Source organism: Qipengyuania sp. B-5 (assembly GCF_056857815.1).
The window spans coordinates 37,348-53,720 of the sequence record NZ_JBSXNU010000051.1 but is presented as its reverse complement, the minus strand read 5'-3'; the positions used below and the strand labels follow the sequence as shown (position 1 = coordinate 53,720).

Annotated in this window: 18 protein-coding genes, 1 other RNA gene and 1 pseudogene; 9 read left to right on the top strand and 11 right to left on the bottom strand. The window is 59.5% G+C overall.

All coding sequences use genetic code 11. The features are described 5' to 3' along the window. Window positions 1–96: 96 nt before the first annotated feature. The 8 genes and pseudogenes from AC13CE_RS10655 to AC13CE_RS10620 all read right to left on the bottom strand — a co-directional run. Window positions 97–666, bottom strand: coding sequence for a fasciclin domain-containing protein (locus AC13CE_RS10655; RefSeq protein WP_221537737.1), 570 nt, complete (start codon window positions 664–666; stop codon window positions 97–99). Window positions 667–749: 83 nt separating this feature from the next. After that, window positions 750–1,472: an anti-sigma factor gene (locus tag AC13CE_RS10650; protein WP_482972356.1), complete on the bottom strand. Its 723-nt coding sequence runs from the start codon at window positions 1,470–1,472 to the stop codon at window positions 750–752. Continuing rightward, window positions 1,469–2,038: a sigma-70 family RNA polymerase sigma factor gene (locus tag AC13CE_RS10645; RefSeq protein ID WP_482972355.1), complete on the bottom strand. Its 570-nt coding sequence runs from the start codon at window positions 2,036–2,038 to the stop codon at window positions 1,469–1,471. The genes AC13CE_RS10650 and AC13CE_RS10645 overlap by 4 nt, the downstream gene beginning before the upstream one ends. After that, window positions 2,038–2,958, bottom strand: coding sequence for a cation diffusion facilitator family transporter (locus AC13CE_RS10640; protein ID WP_482972354.1), 921 nt, complete (start codon window positions 2,956–2,958; stop codon window positions 2,038–2,040). The genes AC13CE_RS10645 and AC13CE_RS10640 overlap by 1 nt, the downstream gene beginning before the upstream one ends. Before the next feature lie 5 nt (window positions 2,959–2,963). Next, window positions 2,964–3,635 (bottom strand): monofunctional biosynthetic peptidoglycan transglycosylase, encoded by a 672-nt coding sequence (gene mtgA, locus AC13CE_RS10635; protein WP_473820448.1) that lies wholly within the window; start codon window positions 3,633–3,635, stop codon window positions 2,964–2,966. A 72-nt stretch (window positions 3,636–3,707) separates the two neighbouring features. Next, window positions 3,708–4,613, bottom strand: coding sequence for an RNA polymerase sigma factor RpoH (rpoH, locus tag AC13CE_RS10630; RefSeq protein WP_221537733.1), 906 nt, complete (start codon window positions 4,611–4,613; stop codon window positions 3,708–3,710). A gap of 122 nt (window positions 4,614–4,735) precedes the next feature. Further along, a complete protein-coding gene (locus AC13CE_RS10625) occupies window positions 4,736–5,653 on the bottom strand; it encodes an RluA family pseudouridine synthase (protein WP_482972467.1) in 918 nt (305 codons plus the stop codon). A 225-nt stretch (window positions 5,654–5,878) separates the two neighbouring features. Beyond that, window positions 5,879–6,022, bottom strand: a pseudogene (locus AC13CE_RS10620) (GIY-YIG nuclease family protein); the annotation flags it as partial. 90 nt (window positions 6,023–6,112) lie between these two features. Here AC13CE_RS10620 and AC13CE_RS10615 point away from each other — a divergent pair. The 5 genes from AC13CE_RS10615 to rnpB all read left to right on the top strand — a co-directional run bounded on the left by AC13CE_RS10615 (window position 6,113) and on the right by rnpB (window position 9,433). Continuing rightward, window positions 6,113–6,481, top strand: coding sequence for a M67 family metallopeptidase (locus tag AC13CE_RS10615; RefSeq protein ID WP_482972353.1), 369 nt, complete (start codon window positions 6,113–6,115; stop codon window positions 6,479–6,481). A gap of 33 nt (window positions 6,482–6,514) precedes the next feature. Beyond that, window positions 6,515–7,174, top strand: a complete 660-nt coding sequence (locus AC13CE_RS10610; protein ID WP_482972352.1) for a histidine phosphotransferase family protein — start codon at window positions 6,515–6,517, stop codon at window positions 7,172–7,174. Then, window positions 7,171–7,917 carry an N-acetylmuramoyl-L-alanine amidase gene (locus AC13CE_RS10605; RefSeq protein WP_345719402.1) on the top strand — a complete coding sequence of 249 codons (747 nt, stop codon included), beginning with the start codon at window positions 7,171–7,173 and terminating at the stop codon, window positions 7,915–7,917. The genes AC13CE_RS10610 and AC13CE_RS10605 overlap by 4 nt, the downstream gene beginning before the upstream one ends. Next, window positions 7,841–8,617: a TonB family protein gene (locus tag AC13CE_RS10600; protein WP_482972351.1), complete on the top strand. Its 777-nt coding sequence runs from the start codon at window positions 7,841–7,843 to the stop codon at window positions 8,615–8,617. The genes AC13CE_RS10605 and AC13CE_RS10600 overlap by 77 nt, the downstream gene beginning before the upstream one ends. Before the next feature lie 410 nt (window positions 8,618–9,027). Next, window positions 9,028–9,433, top strand: an RNA gene (gene rnpB / locus AC13CE_RS10595) — RNase P RNA component class A. Between the two features lie 106 nt (window positions 9,434–9,539). Here rnpB and AC13CE_RS10590 read toward each other — a convergent pair. Together AC13CE_RS10590 and AC13CE_RS10585 are read right to left on the bottom strand one after the other, a co-directional pair. After that, a complete protein-coding gene (locus AC13CE_RS10590) occupies window positions 9,540–10,850 on the bottom strand; it encodes a UDP-glucose dehydrogenase family protein (RefSeq protein WP_482972350.1) in 1,311 nt (436 codons plus the stop codon). Then, the gene (locus tag AC13CE_RS10585) at window positions 10,851–11,654 is read right to left on the bottom strand and encodes a metallophosphoesterase family protein (protein WP_482972349.1); all 804 of its coding nucleotides are present in this window, start codon (window positions 11,652–11,654) and stop codon (window positions 10,851–10,853) included. A gap of 268 nt (window positions 11,655–11,922) precedes the next feature. Here AC13CE_RS10585 and AC13CE_RS10580 point away from each other — a divergent pair, with 268 nt between their 5' ends. Next, on the top strand, window positions 11,923–12,675 hold the full coding sequence (locus AC13CE_RS10580; protein WP_473820431.1) for a TorF family putative porin: 753 nt from the start codon (window positions 11,923–11,925) through the stop codon (window positions 12,673–12,675). 82 nt (window positions 12,676–12,757) lie between these two features. Next, complete coding sequence (locus AC13CE_RS10575; protein ID WP_221537726.1) at window positions 12,758–13,195, top strand: VOC family protein; 438 nt, start codon at window positions 12,758–12,760, stop codon at window positions 13,193–13,195. Window positions 13,196–13,215: 20 nt separating this feature from the next. On the opposite strand, the gene nhaA is transcribed toward AC13CE_RS10575, so the two are convergent. Then, window positions 13,216–14,427: a Na+/H+ antiporter NhaA gene (gene nhaA, locus AC13CE_RS10570; protein WP_221537725.1), complete on the bottom strand. Its 1,212-nt coding sequence runs from the start codon at window positions 14,425–14,427 to the stop codon at window positions 13,216–13,218. Window positions 14,428–14,638: 211 nt separating this feature from the next. On the opposite strand from nhaA, the gene AC13CE_RS10565 reads away from it, so the two are divergent. Both AC13CE_RS10565 and AC13CE_RS10560 read left to right on the top strand, forming a co-directional pair. Next, complete coding sequence (locus AC13CE_RS10565; protein ID WP_221537724.1) at window positions 14,639–15,544, top strand: sulfite exporter TauE/SafE family protein; 906 nt, start codon at window positions 14,639–14,641, stop codon at window positions 15,542–15,544. 35 nt (window positions 15,545–15,579) lie between these two features. Beyond that, a complete protein-coding gene (locus AC13CE_RS10560; RefSeq protein WP_473820450.1) occupies window positions 15,580–16,290 on the top strand; it encodes a TIGR02186 family protein in 711 nt (236 codons plus the stop codon). The last annotated feature ends 83 nt before the right edge of the window (window positions 16,291–16,373 follow it).

The following is a 16,373-nucleotide window of genomic DNA, read 5'->3' as shown; positions in this document are numbered from 1 at the left end:
GCCCCGCCAGGCCGATGGGGTGGCCGGACGGGGCAGTGACGCCGCTCTCTCGAAAGGGGGAGGTAGCCCTAGCGGCGTTGTTGACTGATTTGCGGATCAACCGGGCAGGAAGACACCGTCGGTGACGTGGATCACGCCGTTCGTGGTTTTCACGTCGGCCATGGTCACGGTGCTGGTGCCGCCGGCACCGTCAGTGATGACGATGTTCTCGCCTGCGAAACTCGCGGTCAGTTCGGCGCCTGCAACGGTCTCGAAGGTGTAGCTGCCGCCATTCGTCTTGATTGCAGCGGAAAGCTGTGCGGCGGGAATTCGGCCTGCCACGACGTGGTAGGTGAGAATGTTCTGCAACTGGCCTTTGTTAGCCGGCTCGAGCAGCGTGCTCACCGTGCCATCGGGCAGGGCGGAAAATGCGGTATCGGTTGGCGCAAACACGGTGAAGGGCCCGGGCGAGGACAGCGTGTCGACGAGGTCTGCAGCCTGGACGGCGGCGACCAGCGTTTCGTGCATGCCCGTTCCGATTGCGGTCTGGACAATATTGGCCTGAGCCTGTGCGGGCTTTTCCTTGTGATTATGGGCAAGCGCAGGGCCGGATGCAGCAATGGCGAAACCGCCCATGGCAAGGACTGATGCCGCGGCTGCGGCCTTAAACTGGGTCGAAATGGTCATTGGTATAACTCCTCTATCTCACAAGCCCGTCCAACTTGTGCATGGAGTTACGAAAGCCGCCGCAATGCGGATGCAAAAAATTTTCAGATAGTTTGCATGCGCCCTTCGGCCACGACCGGACCTGCGTCTACGCCGGGTGGTTTGCCGCCCAGCGGTTCCCGGGTGAGGAGGAGAGGAGAACCATCCGCCATCTGCTCGGCGACAGCCTGATCCAGAGATATGCGGCGTTCTTCGCCGGGCGCGACCACACCGAGGGAAAGCAGCGGCATATCCTCGGACCGGGGCACCAGCCAGAGCTCGTGATCGTGCACTCCATCAGCGGTCAGTCCGCTGGCCGAGACCAGCAATTCCTGACGGTCGGGGAGATAGGTGACAGCCAAGCGCAACTGCGTGTCGGCAATCGGGATGGAAGCGGCGAGAGGTGCCTGCGGCTCAGCGGTGGGCGGGGGCGATGGTGCCTGCGAAGGAGAAAGAACCAGCACGGATATGGCAGCAACAGCTGCGGCAGCGGCCGTTCCGGCGGCCATTTTCCAACCCCGGAGCCGCGCATTCAGCGAGATGATCTCGGCACTATCCCCAAGCGTATCGAATTCGTCCCGGATTCTTTTCCAGACTTCCTCGCGCGGCGTGCGTGCGTCGATCGTATCGAGCAGCGGTGCCAGCTGGTCCTGCCAGCGTGCGACCTCGGCAGCGAATTTTTCATCGGATGCCTCCCGCGCCCCGGCCGCAAGCAAATCCTCTCCTTCGAGCAGGCCGAGCACGTATTCGGCCGCAAGCACGTCGTCGGGGCGGAAATCCTCGCTCATTCGCCGCGCTCCAGACATGCTTTCAATTTCTGGAGTCCCCTGCGTACCCAGCTCTTCATTGTGCCGAGCGGTATTCCGTCGGCCTCCGCGATCTGGGCGTAGGTGCGGTCTTCGAAAAAGGCGCTGCGGATCGCGCTGCGCGGCTTTTCGTCCAGCCGATCGAGACAATGATGGATGCGCGCATCACGCTCTGCATCGATCAGCAAATTCTCTGCAAGCGGTGCCTCGTCGGCAATCGGTGCGGCGTGTTCGGCGGGCACGCTGCCCTGCCGGACCTTTCCCACCCTCAGCCGGTCCACCGCGCGGTTCCGCGCGAATGTGGCAAGCCAGCTTATCGGACTGGCCCGCTCCGCATCGTAGCGGTCGGCCCTGCGCCAGAGAGAGATGTAAACGTCCTGCAACGCGTCCTCGGCTTCCTTTTCGTCCTTCAAGATACGCAGGCAAATTCCAAAAAGTTTCGCTGAGGTGCTCCGATAGATTTCCTCCAACGCGCTGCGATCGCCGCCAGCAAGGCGAGCCATCGCAGCTTCGAGCCGATCGCGTGCATCGCTTCCGGATGGCATCATCAGCACCGAGACCTGCAATGCAGGCCCGCTTGTTCGATCTGGATGGTCGCGTGGCCGATTCGGTGATGGTGTTCCAGCTCATGGCCGATCTCGCGCAGGAAAGCGTCGCCCGGATGGCCATCGGGCATCACCAGATGCGCGGTAAGGGCCGTTTCGGTCGTAGACATGGGCCAGATATGCAGCTCGTGAATTTCACTCACCCCCTCCAGACCGACCAGATATCCGCGAACGCGGCTTTCCGATACGCCTTTCGGCACACCGAGCAGACTCATGGCAACGCTGTCCTTCAGCAGCCCCCACGTCCCCCAGGCGATAACCGCCACGATCAGCAGGCTCACTAGTGGATCGATCCAGAGTGCACCGCTGAGCAGGATCGCGATGCCTGCAATGACCACGCCTAGGCTGACCAGGGCATCCGCCGCCATGTGAAGGAACGCCCCGCGAATATTGATGTCTTGCTTGCGCCCCCGCATGAACAGCATGGCGGTGCCGGCGTTGATGACGATGCCGATACCCGCCACGATGACCATTGTCGCGCCTTCCACCGGCGCGGGATCGGAAAGACGGTGGATGGTTTCATAGGCAATTGCCCCGATTGCCACCAGCAGGAGCGCTGCATTGGCCAGAGCGGCAAGAATCGTCGAACTCTTGTACCCATAGGTGAAGCGGGCATTTGCCGGTTTCTTTGCGGCAATGCTCGCCCCCCAGGCCAGCAGCAGCGCCATCACGTCCGAAAGGTTGTGCCCGGCATCGGCAATCAGCGCCATCGATCCCGAAAGCCAGCCATAGACCGCCTCGATGATGACGAATGCGGTATTCAGTACGATGCCGATCAGGAAGGCGCGGCCGAAATCCTTCGGTGCATGGCTGTGGCCCGCGCCGTGCGCATGTCCCTGTTCGTGGCTGTGACCCGTTCCCATCGAACCTACTGATAAACGCAGGAATCGAGGCCGTCACGGGCTACGACGCCGATACGTGCGGAAATCGTGTTGCCATATCCGCGCAGCCAGCCGCTCGGGTTCTTGACGGAGCGCTTTTTCGGCAAGGGAAGCGCTGCCGCCATTCGTGCAGCTTCGAGCGTGGTGAGAGAAGAAGCACTCTTTCCGAAATACCGCTGCGCCCCGGCCTCCGCACCATAGGTTCCGATGCCGGTTTCGGCGACGTTGAGATAGACCTCCATGATGCGCCGCTTGCCCCAGATTTTCTCGATCAGCAGCGTGAAATAGGCTTCCAGTCCCTTGCGGAAATAGCCGCCACCCTGCCACAGGAAGACATTCTTGGCGGTCTGCTGGCTGATGGTGGATCCGCCACGGATACGCCCGCCCTGCGCATTCTCGCGCATGGCCGTCTCGATCGCCTCGCGGTCGAAACCGTCATGAGTGCAGAACTTGCCATCTTCCGCGGCAATCACGGCGCGCACCATATTGCGATCGATCTGCGAAAGCGGTTCCCAGTCCTTGGTTATGCCGTTCCCGTCGAGGACCATCGTGGCCGTGACCGGAACCGGGACGAACTTGAACAGCAGGACAAGCGCCAGGCTCAGTCCGATGAAGCCGACAAGGAACTTGAACAAGAAGCGTGTCAGCGACCGTATCATCATGTGGCCCATAAAAGAAAGCGGCGTGAAAGGTCCATCCTCTCACGCCGCTTTCATGTTCAGTACGGTGGATCAGGCCACGCCGGGCAACAAGCGGTCGCCGGCGATGCGCTGCATCGCCTTCTGCAGCTTCTCGAAGGCGCGAACCTCGATCTGGCGGATGCGTTCGCGGCTGACGTTGTAAACCTGCGACAGCTCTTCGAGCGTCTGCGGGTTTTCCGTCAGGCGGCGTTCGGTAAGGATGTGCTGTTCACGCTCGTTGAGGCTGTCCATCGCCTCCACCAGCATTTCGTGGCGCACTTCCTTTTCCTCGGTATCGGCAACCGTCTCGTCCTGCAGCGGGCGATCGTCGGTCAGCCAGTCCATCCACTCGCCCGAGCCTTCTTCGCCATTGCGCATCGGCACGTTGAGCGAACCGTCACCACCCATCATCATCCGGCGGTTCATATTGATCACTTCCTGCTCGGGCACGCCGAGATCGGTCGCGATCTTGTTCACATCGTCCGGGTGAAGGTCGGTGTCTTCATAGGCATCGAGGTTCTTCTTCATCCGGCGAAGGTTGAAGAACAGCTTCTTCTGCGCGGCGGTGGTACCCATCTTCACGAGCGACCAGCTGCGCAGGATGTATTCCTGGATGCTCGCCTTGATCCACCACATGGCATAGGTGGCGAGGCGGAAGCCGCGGTCGGCTTCGAATTTCTTCACGCCCTGCATCAGGCCGACATTGCCTTCGGAAATGAGATCCGACACAGGCAGGCCGTAGCCGCGATAGCCCATGGCGATCTTCGCCACGAGACGCAGGTGCGAGGTGACGAGCTGCGCCGCAGCTTCGCTGTCCCCATGCTCTTCGTAACGCTTGGCGAGCATGTATTCCTGCTCTTGCGTCAGCACGGGGAATTTCTTGATTTCGGAGAGATAGCGGTTGAGGCTTTGCTCACCACCGAGCGCCGGGACGCTCAAACTTCTGGTATTGCTCACTTTACCCTGACCTTTCTTGCGTCGACCTCGCTTGCCGGACCCCTGCTGGGCATCCGATCATTCGGGCCACTGGTTTGCTTGTAACAGAACGCGACCGAATTTGCACGCGCGTTTCATCGATTTCAACGAGCGGTTTCGTCGATGAGTTCCCGCATATCGTGGGGTAATTCGGCGCAGAAATCCAAGCTTTCACCGCTGATAGGATGTATGAATCCCAATCGGGCCGCATGTAGCGCCTGGCGCTTGAAATCGAGGCTCTCGAGCAGCGTTCGGAGCGGCTTGGGCGTGCGTCCATATACAGGATCACCCAATAGCGCATGACCGATTGACGCACAGTGAACGCGGACCTGATGGGTGCGTCCGGTTTCAAGGCGGCATTCGATAAGCGCCGCATGGTCGAGACGCTGCAAGGTTTCGTAATGGGTCACCGCGTGTTTCCCCCGCGTGGACTTGTCGGGCAGCACGGTCATCTTCTTGCGGTCCTTGTCCGACCGCCCGATACGAGTGGAAATTGTCCCCGACGGCGGGTTGGGATGCTCGGCACATACCGCCAGGTAACGCCGGGTGATCGAATGGTCGGCAAACTGCCGCGCCAGCCCTTCGTGTGCCGCATCGCTCTTGGCGACGACAAGCAGGCCGGACGTATCCTTGTCGATCCGGTGGACGATGCCCGGACGGGCGACGCCGTTGATCCCCGAAAGCTGCCCCTTGCAATGATGCAACAGCGCGTTGACCAGCGTTCCGTCGCGATTGCCTGTCGCCGGATGGACCACCATCCCTGCAGGCTTGTTCACCACCAACAGGTGTTCGTCCTCGAACACCACGTCGAGGGGAATGTCCTGTGCGATGGTTTCAAGCGGCTCGGGCGGGGGCAGGGTGACGACATAGCTCTCCCCGCCGGTCAGCTTTGCAGAACCCGATTTTGCCGATTTCCCGTTTATCTCGACCGCATCGTCCGCGATCAGACCCTTCACCCTCTCGCGCGAAAGACCGGTCGCTTCCGCGAGCGCCTTGTCGAGACGGCCGGACGTGTGGATCAAGCCTTCGAGAACCTGCTCGGAAGAGGAGGACGGCCCTTCGACAGGCTCAGGGCGAACGGGAGGAGAGATGGACTCAAAATCCGTTCGTGCTGAGCTTGTCGAAGCACCGCTTTTGCTTTTGGAAAGTTCCGATATCCGCTCCCAGTCACCACGGATTAACGCCATCTTCTTGGCCCGAGACCAGCCTTTGATCCTTCGCTCAGCAGCGAGCGCCTCTTCACACGTTGCGAACTCCTCCGACCAGACCAGTTCCACCGGCAATCTGTCCGCGGTGAATCCTTCGATTTCACCGCGTTCGTGCTGCGCGACACGCAATTCCAGATCGTCCGTGTGCCCGATGTAGTAGGCACCGTCGCAACAATGTAGCATGTAGGCCCAGAACGGCATGGGTCGCGCCTAAGTGAAGGACGGCCCTTCGACAAGCTCAGGGCGAACGGTTTGAAGGTTTCTCGGCAGATTTTGAACGCCCTGCTCGTGGAAGCGGCAGATGCCTTCCCCCGCGAATGTTGCGGTATTCTGATGGGCGAAGGGGACGCGATCATTTCGATCCATCCGGCGAAAAACGTGCATCCGCGGCCCGAAAGCCATTTCGAAATCGATCCGCAGGCGCTGATCGACGCACATCGCGAGGCGCGCCAAGGAGGGCCGCAGGTGCTGGGCTATTACCATTCCCACCCCAACGGCCTTGCGCGTCCTTCCGCTACCGATGAGGCCATGGCGACAGGACAGGGGTTCATCTGGGCGATAATCGCGGCGGGTCGCGTCACTTTCTGGCGCGAGGGGGATGCGCGATTCGCTGCGCTTCCCTATGTGGTCTCCCCCCGCTAGAAGGCGGTCAATTCGAGTTTCGACGGGATATAAATGGACGACAGCCAATCGATCGATCTTGCGGCAATGCTTTGCTCGCGCCTTTGCCACGACATGCTCAGCCCGGTCGGTGCCCTGAACAACGGGCTCGAGCTTCTGGCGATGGAAGACGATCCCGAAATGCGCAGGAATGTCATGGCGCTGCTGGAACAGAGCGCGACGACTTCGACCAACAAGCTGAAATTCTTCCGGCTGGCCTTCGGGGCTGCGGGCGGTTTCGGTGAGCGCGTCGACGTTCACGAACCCAGGGCCCTGATCGACGCACTGGTTGCGGACAAGCAGAAGGTCGAGGTCAATTGGGCGATAGATGCGGCCAACCTTGCCAAGCCGGCGGTCAAGGTCCTCCTCAATTTTGCGCAGATCGCCATCGATGCGCTGGTGCGCGGCGGCACGCTCGATATCGGTGCCGAAATGCGTGACGGCAATTGCGAGATCGTGGTTCGCGCTGCCGGCCCGAAGATAGGGTTCGACGACAATATCGGCCGCGCTCTCGACGGCAGTCTTGCGCGCGAGGAGCTTTCCAGCCGCACGGCCGCGGCACATATGATCCGCTTGCTGGCCGAACAGTCGGGCGGCGGATTGCAATACGCCAGAACCGACGAGACACTGGTGCTCGGCGCGATCCTGCCCGAAGGCGAAGGACTGATCGGGTGAGCGATTTCGGCAAGCTGGGCGAAGGCCTGCCCTCCAGCAAGGACGAACTCGTCGACCGCGAGGTGCTTTCGCCCAATCACGACGAACGCAAGCATCCCATTTCGATGCTGGTCATCCACTACACCGAGATGGAGGACAAGGGCTTCGCCATCGAACGCCTTTGCGACCCCGAAGCCAAGGTCTCCGCGCATTATCTGATTGGCGAGCAGGGCGAAGTCGTACGGCTTGTGCCCGAGGAAAAGCGGGCCTGGCATGCCGGATTGTCATACTGGCGCGGTCACAAGGACGTGAATTCTGCCAGCATCGGGATCGAGCTCGACCATCCGGGCCATAAATACGGCTATCGTGAATTCAACGAGGCGCAGTTCGAAGCGCTGGTTCCGCTGGTCGCGCGGATCGTGAAGGAATACGATATTCCGCGCGCCAATGTGGTCGGTCATTCCGATGTCGCGCCAGCGCGCAAGATCGATCCGGGCGAACTATTCCCATGGGATCGCCTGGCCGAATACGGATTGTGCCTGCCCCGGCCGAAAAAGCTCGAACGCGGCGATCCCTTCGATAACGACGCCGCATTCTACCTCGCGCTCGAACGCTTCGGCTACGACGTTTCCGATGGGCACAAGGCGGTGGAAGCCTTCCAGCGCCGGTGGCGTCCGGAAAAGATCAATGGCGAGATCGACGGCGAAGTACGGGCGATCCTGTTCCAGCTCCTGCTGGATCGGGATAGGGGGATCGCAAGGTAAGGGGGAGGTTATGAAAACCATCGGGGCGTTTCTCGCAGGAACCGTATTGTTTGGGTCTGCGAATGTCGTCGTCCAACCCGATGAAGGGGCTCGCGATGCACGTCCTGTCGATATAGCCGACTGGGCTCAGGCAATTCAGCAAAATTACCCTTCCGAAGCTCTCATGAAGGGAGAAGAAGGCTTGGTGACGATGCGTATCGACATCGGCGAGGACGGTCGTGTCTCGAATTGCAAAGTCCTAGAGACGAGCGGTTCGCTGGCACTCGACATTTCCGCTTGCAGTGGGATGGAAGCTTATGCCCGCTACGAGTCGGCGCGCGACGCGCAGGGCCAGTCAATTGCTTCGAGCACCACGCAATCTGTTCGGTATCTTTTGCCGAAGGATGCCTATGTTCCTCCGGCCTTCGATCATCCGGTTCCCGTACAAGAGCCCACATGGAGAAAAGAGGCCTTCGATCGGGAATACAACGCGGCATTGCGCAAAGCCGATGTAGAATATGTAGTTTTCCAGCTCGTCATTGATGAATCGGGCAAACCCACAGGCTGCGGGATGAATGTTTCGACGGGAGATGCCGCTCTTGACCGGCAAGGCTGTGCTGCGCTGCTAGAACATGCGCAGTTCAAGCCCGCAATGCTTCCCAACGCCGATACGGTTCCTGGCTCATACTGGATTGGCCATTCACCGGACGCTAGAAGGTAGGCAAATTCTTCAGCCTCACTTTTCGACGGTTCTGGCCTTTCCTAAGGATTAATGTAGCCACCGTTCGATCAAGCTTTTCAGGGCTTTGTGGCACAAGATAAAGGATTGCTGCTGCGCCTGTCGGTTTCCTACAGGCGTAGTACCGATATAGAGGTCGGGGATGCACCTCGAAATGCCACCTTTCAGTCCGAGGATACCCATGCGGATCGGTTCCGGTACGGGAACCGGCATGAAATTCGCTGGCCATGCCCGCTCTGCAAAGGTCACACCCCTATCAGCGCAAATAGGTGCAAAACATTGGAAAAGAACGGGAAAGCTGGAAGGTCACGAGTTTACAAACACGTGTGCCCGTCACACTTCGAAGCGGTTTCGCTTGGCGAATTGCGCGGCGCGCATTATCTGCCTTCTCGCCAGGGGGCCGGGCAGCCGCGTGACTTCGGTCGCGAGGAAAGTCCGGGCTCCACGAGACAAGGGTGGCGGGTAACGCCCGCCGTGGGCAACCACAGGGAAAGTGCCACAGAGAGCATACCGCCGATGGCTTCTTCGGAAGATCAGGCAAGGGTGAAAGGGTGCGGTAAGAGCGCACCGGGGTTCTGGTAACAGCGCCCGCATGGCAAACCCCACCCGGAGCAAGGCCGAATAGGGGCGGCGTGTCCCGGACTTGATCCGGGACAGGGGTGTTTCTCCCCAGTCGCCCGGGTTGGCTGCTCGAGCCATGGAGCAATCCATGGCCCAGACGAATGGCTGCCGCCGCGCGGCTGGTGTGCAAGCATACCGCGTGCGGAACAGAACCCGGCTTACAGGCCCCCTGGCATTTTCACGGAACAGACCTCTGCGTGCGGCTGGAATTCTATTATCGAACGCCTGCCTCGTAGCGCACTTCAGCCCTCATCCGTGCACGGTGAAATGCGCAAGGTCCGTATCAGGTCCGCCCGATGCTGGAATACTCGAAGCCCAGAGCACGCACGTCGTCGGGGCGGTAGATATTGCGCAAATCCACCAGGACGGGGGATTTTGCGAGGTCCTTGATCCGCTTCAGGTCGAGCGCGCGGAACACATCCCATTCGGTGACGATGGCGATGGCATCGGCACCTGCGATCGCAGCATAGGGTTCGTCCACCATGGTCACTTCGGGCATCAGCGGCTTGGCCAGTTCCATGCCCTCGGGATCGTAGGCCGCGACCTCCACGCCCGCGTCGGTAAGCGTCTGCGCGACCGCAATGGCAGGAGAGTCGCGCATGTCATCAGTATTGGGCTTGAAGGTCAGTCCGAGCAGCGCGACTTTCTTGCCGCGAGCCGCTTCGGCACCGCCCAGCGCGTCGATAACCTTGCGGCCCATGGCGCGCTTGCGACTGTCATTGGCCTTGACCACCGCTTCCACGATCCGGGTCGGACTGTCGAAATCCTCTGCCGTCTTGAGCAGGGCGAGCGTGTCTTTCGGAAAGCACGATCCGCCGTACCCAGGCCCGGCGTGGAGGAACTTGGAACCGATACGGTTGTCCATCCCGATGCCGCGCGAGACGTCCTGCACATTGGCCCCCACTTTCTCGCAGAGATCGGCCATCTCGTTGATAAAGGTGATCTTGGTCGCGAGAAAAGCGTTGGCCGCATATTTGATCAGTTCGCTTGTGCGCCTTCCGGTGAACAGGATCGGTGATTCATTCAGGAAAAGCGGGCGATAGACCTCGCGCATGATATCACGGCCGAACTCGTCCTCGGCGCCGATGACGATGCGATCGGGGCGCTTGAAATCACCGATGGCCGCGCCTTCGCGCAGAAACTCGGGGTTCGATACGACCGAGAATTTGTGGCTCGTGCCGCTGTCCTGCAGGATCCGCTCCACCTCGTCGCCGGTGCCGACCGGGACAGTGGATTTGGTAACAACCACGGCATCGTTGGCTAGGTGCTCACCGATTTCCTTGGCCACCCCGTAGACGTAAGAGAGATCGGCATGGCCATCGCCTCGGCGACTGGGTGTGCCAACGGCGATGAAGATCGCATCGGCTCCGTCGATACCTTCAGCAAGGCTGGTGGTGAAGCTCAGCCGGCCGGCAGCGACATTCGAGGCAACCAGTTCGGCGAGACCCGGCTCGTAGATCGGCATAATGCCATCGTGCAGCCGGTCGATCTTCGACTGGTCCTTGTCGATGCAGACGACCTCGTGACCGAAGTCGGCGAAACAAGCGCCCGATACGAGGCCGACATAGCCCGAACCCACCATTGCGATCTTCATCTACGCATCTCTCTTTTCGATGGCGATTTCGCCGTTCTTGCCGGCGACAGCCTGTATGGTGCGTCGACTGGTCCCTTCAAGCACCAAAGCCGTGAGCCGACCCGTGCGAAAGGCGCCCGTATCGATACCGATCCGGTGTTTACGATGTTCCATTTCCTCGAAAATGGTGTGGCCATGCACGACGACATGACTGAATGGTTCTTCGTGCTTCAGAAAGCGCTCACGAATCCAGCGCAGGTCGGACGGCTTTTGCTCATCAAGTGCGAGCTTGGGATTAATACCCGCATGAACGAAGACATAGTCGCCGATGACGATCATGTCTTCGAAGGAAGCGAGGAACTTGCGGTCCCTTTTCGGCACAGCCTCCTTCATGACCTCCTGCAATTCGCTCATCTTCATTCGCGAATAGGTTTTCCGGTCCAGCCCATAACTGAGTATGGTTTCCTTGCCGCCATGCTTGAGGAAATGCCGCAGTATTTCGCGATCCTCGAAGCTTTGCAGGAACATTTCTTCATGATTTCCGGCAAGGTATCTTACCTTGCGGCTTTCGCCCCATTTCCGCGCAGACTTCACTACTCCGGCGCTATCGGGTCCGCGATCCACGAGATCGCCCAAAAGAATGACAGTCGTTTCGCCTGGTGGCTGGGCAGCATCGTCATCTTCGATGGCGTCCCGCAGCGCCCTGAACAGATCCAGCCGGCCGTGGATATCCCCGATGACATAGAGACGCTCGCCATCTGGAACTCGCGCGTTTCGATGGGAGGCCGTGCCGGACGCAAATAGGCGGCGGATGCTTTGGAACATGGTTTGGGTGCAGGTATCTTTCGAAGGTTTGCGAGCGCTTAGGCCACCGCGCCGCGAGCGGCAAGTCGGGGGGCGTATGCGCTGACTTCGCAGTTGCACAATAGCCACGCTATTTGTTGCAATAGCGAAAACTTAATGCATCTATCTTGCGCGTAAAATGCATTTCCTGCACGTTCGTTTCGAATTCGATCGAGGATCCATAAAAAATCAGGACCCGACGGATGCGCAGGTGGGACGAAGCACCAAACCGAACCGAAGGAGTTCGCACATGCTCACGTCCTTTCACGGCAAGATTGCCGTTTCGCTCGCCTTGGCTGGTTCAGGCCTAGCCTTACCTACAGTGGCAACCGCCCAAGAAGAAGACGGCGGTCCGATCACAATTTCCGCCAATGCCGCTCTGACCACCGACTACCGCTTCCGCGGTGTGTCTCTGTCGGGAGGTGATCCGGCAATACAGGGCGGCGTCGATGTCGCTCATGAAAGTGGCTTCTACGTAGGGACCTGGGCATCGTCCATCGACGGTGGCGATGCCTATGGCGAGATGGAATTCGATATTTACGCAGGCTGGTCGGGCGATGTCTCGGACGGTGTCGCGGTCGATGTCGGAGTGCTCTATTACGCCTATCCTACCGAGGAATTAGGTCTCGATACCGACTATTGGGAGCCTTACGCTTCGGTCGGCTTTACCCTCGGTCCTGCAGAAGCAACCGTAGGCGCGGCCTACGCTTTCGAACAGGATTCGCTGGGCGGGGACGACAACCTCTATGTCTACACCGATCTCGGATATGCGCTGCCTTCGACACCCATCTCGCTCTCGGCGCATCTGGGTTACACGGACGGCGCTCTCGCCCCGCCCTTTCTCGCGGGTTCCGCTGATGACAGCGGGTTGGACTGGTCGCTCGGAGCCAGTGTTTCTTCGGGCATTCTCGAAGTTGGGGTGGCCTATGTCGGCGTCGAGGGTCCGTCCATCGACGGATTTACCGATGACGCGATCGTCGGGACCATCAGCGCCAGTTTCTAGAGAATTCACTGGCGATGTACCAAGGGGTGTGCCTTCGGGCGCACCCCTTTTCGAATGTATTTTATGCTCCTACCTGAGGGCCATGACCAAATATCTCCACAGCATGATCCGAGTCGCCGATCCCGAGGCCACAATCGCGTTTTTCAAGCTTATCGGTCTCGAAGAGGTCCGTAGGACAGATAGCGAACAGGGCCGATTTACTTTGATCTTTCTCGCAGCACCTGGACAGGAGGGCGTGGCAGAGGTCGAGTTGACCTACAATTGGCCCCCCGAAGACGGGAGCGCCCCCGAGCGATACGACGGTGGCCGGAATTTCGGTCACCTCGCCTATCGTGTGGAGAATATATACGATACCTGCCAACGGCTTATGGATGCTGGACATACCATCAACCGTCCGCCGCGTGACGGTCATATGGCGTTCGTCCGCTCACCCGATGGAATCTCGGTCGAACTTCTTCAGGAAGGCTATCTCCAACCGCAGGAACCCTGGATGAGCATGGAGAACACCGGGAGTTGGTAGAGCCCGCGCTAAGCGCGTGTTCAATCGACGTAGGGTGAGCGCGCGTCTTCGGGGTGAGCGGTCGAAAGGCGGAGCACCACGAAGCCGAGCACAGCCGACAGCAGCGAGCCGGAGAGTATACCGAGCTTGGCTTCGTTGATCACGTCGGCCTGGCCGGTGAAGGCGAGCCCGCTGATGAAAAGCGACATCGTGAAACCGATGCCGCACAATATCGATACACCCCAGATTTCCTGCCAGCTCGCTTGATCGGGGCGCGGCGCGAAACCGACCTTATCGGCCAGCCAGATCGCAGAGAAAATGCCAACCTGTTTGCCGAGAAACAGGCCGGTGGCAATCGCGAGCGGAAGCGGTGCAAGCAGCCCCTCCATCCCGATTCCCGCCAGCGGGACACCGGCGTTGGCGAAGCCGAAAACCGGAACGATGAGATAAGCACTCCAGGGAGCTAGTCCGTGCTCCATCCGTTCAACCATGGTCTCGTCGTCCTTGCCGACCATCGGTATCGTCAATGCTGCCGCAACCCCTGCTATGGTCGCATGAATCCCGCTGTTGAGCACGAAGAACCAAAGGACGAGAGCCATTGCGATAAATGGCCAGTATCTGGCGACACGCATACGGTTCATGACCATCATCGCGACGACTACTGCGGCCGATGCGGCCAGCCACACCATCTTGATCTCTTCGGTGTAGAATGCCGCAATCACCGCGACCGCACCGATATCGTCGACAATCGCCACAGTCAGCAGGAAGAGCCTGAGAGATGCCGGGCAACGATTACCCAACAGGCCAAGCACACCCATGGCAAAGGCAATATCCGTGGCAGCCGGAATCGCCCAGCCGCGCAGCAACTGCGCGTCGCCCCCAACTACACCAACATAGAACAGGGCCGGTACGGCCATTCCGGCAATTGCGGCGAGGATCGGCAGCCTGCGTTGTTGCGCCGTACTCAGCTGGCCTTCGATCCATTCACGTTTGACCTCCAGGCCAACCACGAAAAAGAAGATCGCCATCAGCCCGTCGTTGATCCACAAATGAAGATCGTAAAGCTTGGGAATCGGCGTGAATGGCAGCTTGCCGTAAAAGAGTTGCTGGTATTCGTCCGCAAGCGGCGAGTTGGCTGCCAGCATGGCCGCCACTGCCACGAGGATAAGCAATATCCCTGCCGAAGCATCGCTAACGAAAAGCGCGCGAACCGGTGCGAAGACGAGGCGAAAGGCTGAAGGGCGTTCGGTCATGTCGGGCTGCTCTTTTTCGGAAAGCCGGGCACGTTGCAAGTGTCGATTCTCCGTTGTGCAAAGTTTGTGAGGAAGAACGGGTGTTTCGGCGGCAGGAATGTCATGCAAGAGTTCGGTCGAGCGGTCGGCAACCGGCCCACACGGCAATCTCGGGAAACTGAAAGCGCAGTTCCGCTTTTATACACTCTTCGCCTGCGATAGGGGCTGGCCCATGGACGTTTATCTCCCCATCGCAAACCTTTCGGTGAACGGTCTCTGGATCGTTGCGCTCGGGGCGCTGACGGGAGTGCTGTCGGGCCTTTTTGGAGTAGGAGGTGGTTTCCTGACCACTCCACTCCTGATCTTTTACGGCATTCCACCGACTGTTGCTGCTGCCTCGGCATCGACGCAGGTAACTGGTGCAAGTGTCTCGGGAGTATTCGCGCATAGTAAGCGCAAGGGCGTGGACTATCGCATGGGCTCGGTCATGGTGGGAGGCGGGGTTATAGGCGCGGGCATTGGCGCGCTGCTGTTCCGTTTCTTTCGTTCGATCGGACAGATCGATGTCGTAATCAACGCCCTTTACGTCGTCCTGCTCGGATCGATCGGAATGCTTATGGCAAAGGAAGGCTTGCAGGTGCTTCGGGGGACCGCAGGCAAGCAAGCCCCGCGCAGGCGTCACCATCCTCTTGTTGCGAACCTTCCCTGGCGTTGGCGTTTTTATGGCTCGGGTCTCTACATTTCTCCCTTGGCGCCGGCACTGGTCGGTGTCGTGGTCGGCATCCTCACCATGCTCATGGGTGTAGGGGGCGGATTTATCCTCGTGCCGGCGATGCTCTACATACTCGGCATGAGTGCCAATGTCGTTGTAGGCACGAGCCTGTACAACATTCTGTTCGTCACCATTGCCACAACTATCATGCATTCTTTGACCACACGAGCGGTGGACATAGTGCTGGTGGCCCTCTTGCTGATCGGTTCGGTGACGGGGGCGCAATTCGGTTCGCAACTGGCGGTCAAGGCAAAACCGGAAATTCTGCGGCTGGTCCTGGCGGCCATCGTCCTGGCCATCGCATTTCGCATGCTTCTCGGGCTGTTCTACCAGCCTGACGAAATCTACACGGTATATTCTCTGTGAGGCTCCTGCTGCTCTCGCTCGCCGCATTTGCTCTGATGGGTCAGAGCGATCCGGTGCTGGTGCCCGAAGTCTCGCAGCACGAAGTCCAGGTACGCCAAGGCTTTACCGGGACCGAACTGCTGCTGTTCGGCGCAGTTCTCGATCCGGATGGTCGGGCCGGGCAGGGCTATGATATCGTGGTCGTACTCAAGGGTCCGAGCGAGCCCATCCGCCTTCGTGAAAAGGAACGTTTCGCCGGCGTCTGGGTCAATGCACAGAGCAACGATTTCCGTTCCGTGCCGAGCTTCTTCGCGGTTGCTTCATCGCGGTCCGTTTCCGAGATCGTCGATGAAAAGACCGCCGCGATCTACGAATTCGGCACACGATACATACAGCTTTCTCCAAGCGGCAGTATCGACCCCGAAGAACAGCTTCGGTTTGCCGAAGGCCTGGTCGATCTCAAGCAGCGCCAGGGACTGTACAAAGAGGATATGAACGGGGTGCAGATTACCGAAAACGTCCTGTACCAGGCCCGGATATCCCTGCCTTCGAATGTAACTACAGGCACCTATACTGCGGAAACATTTGCGGTGACCCAGGGCCGTGTCATCGCTTCGGCGGTGGCGGAAGTCGAAGTCCGCAAGGTCGGTATGGAACGCCGCGTGGAATATTTCTCGCAGAATTACGGCCTCGCTTATGGTCTGATTGCCGTGTTTCTTTCTGTCTTCATGGGTTGGGGGGCAGGACGGGTTTTCGCGCGCTTGTGACACGGTGACAAATCACCATCGTTGACCCGATTTTAACCCTTATCCGCCATCACTCCGAGCTAACGCATATGCGCCAATTCGAG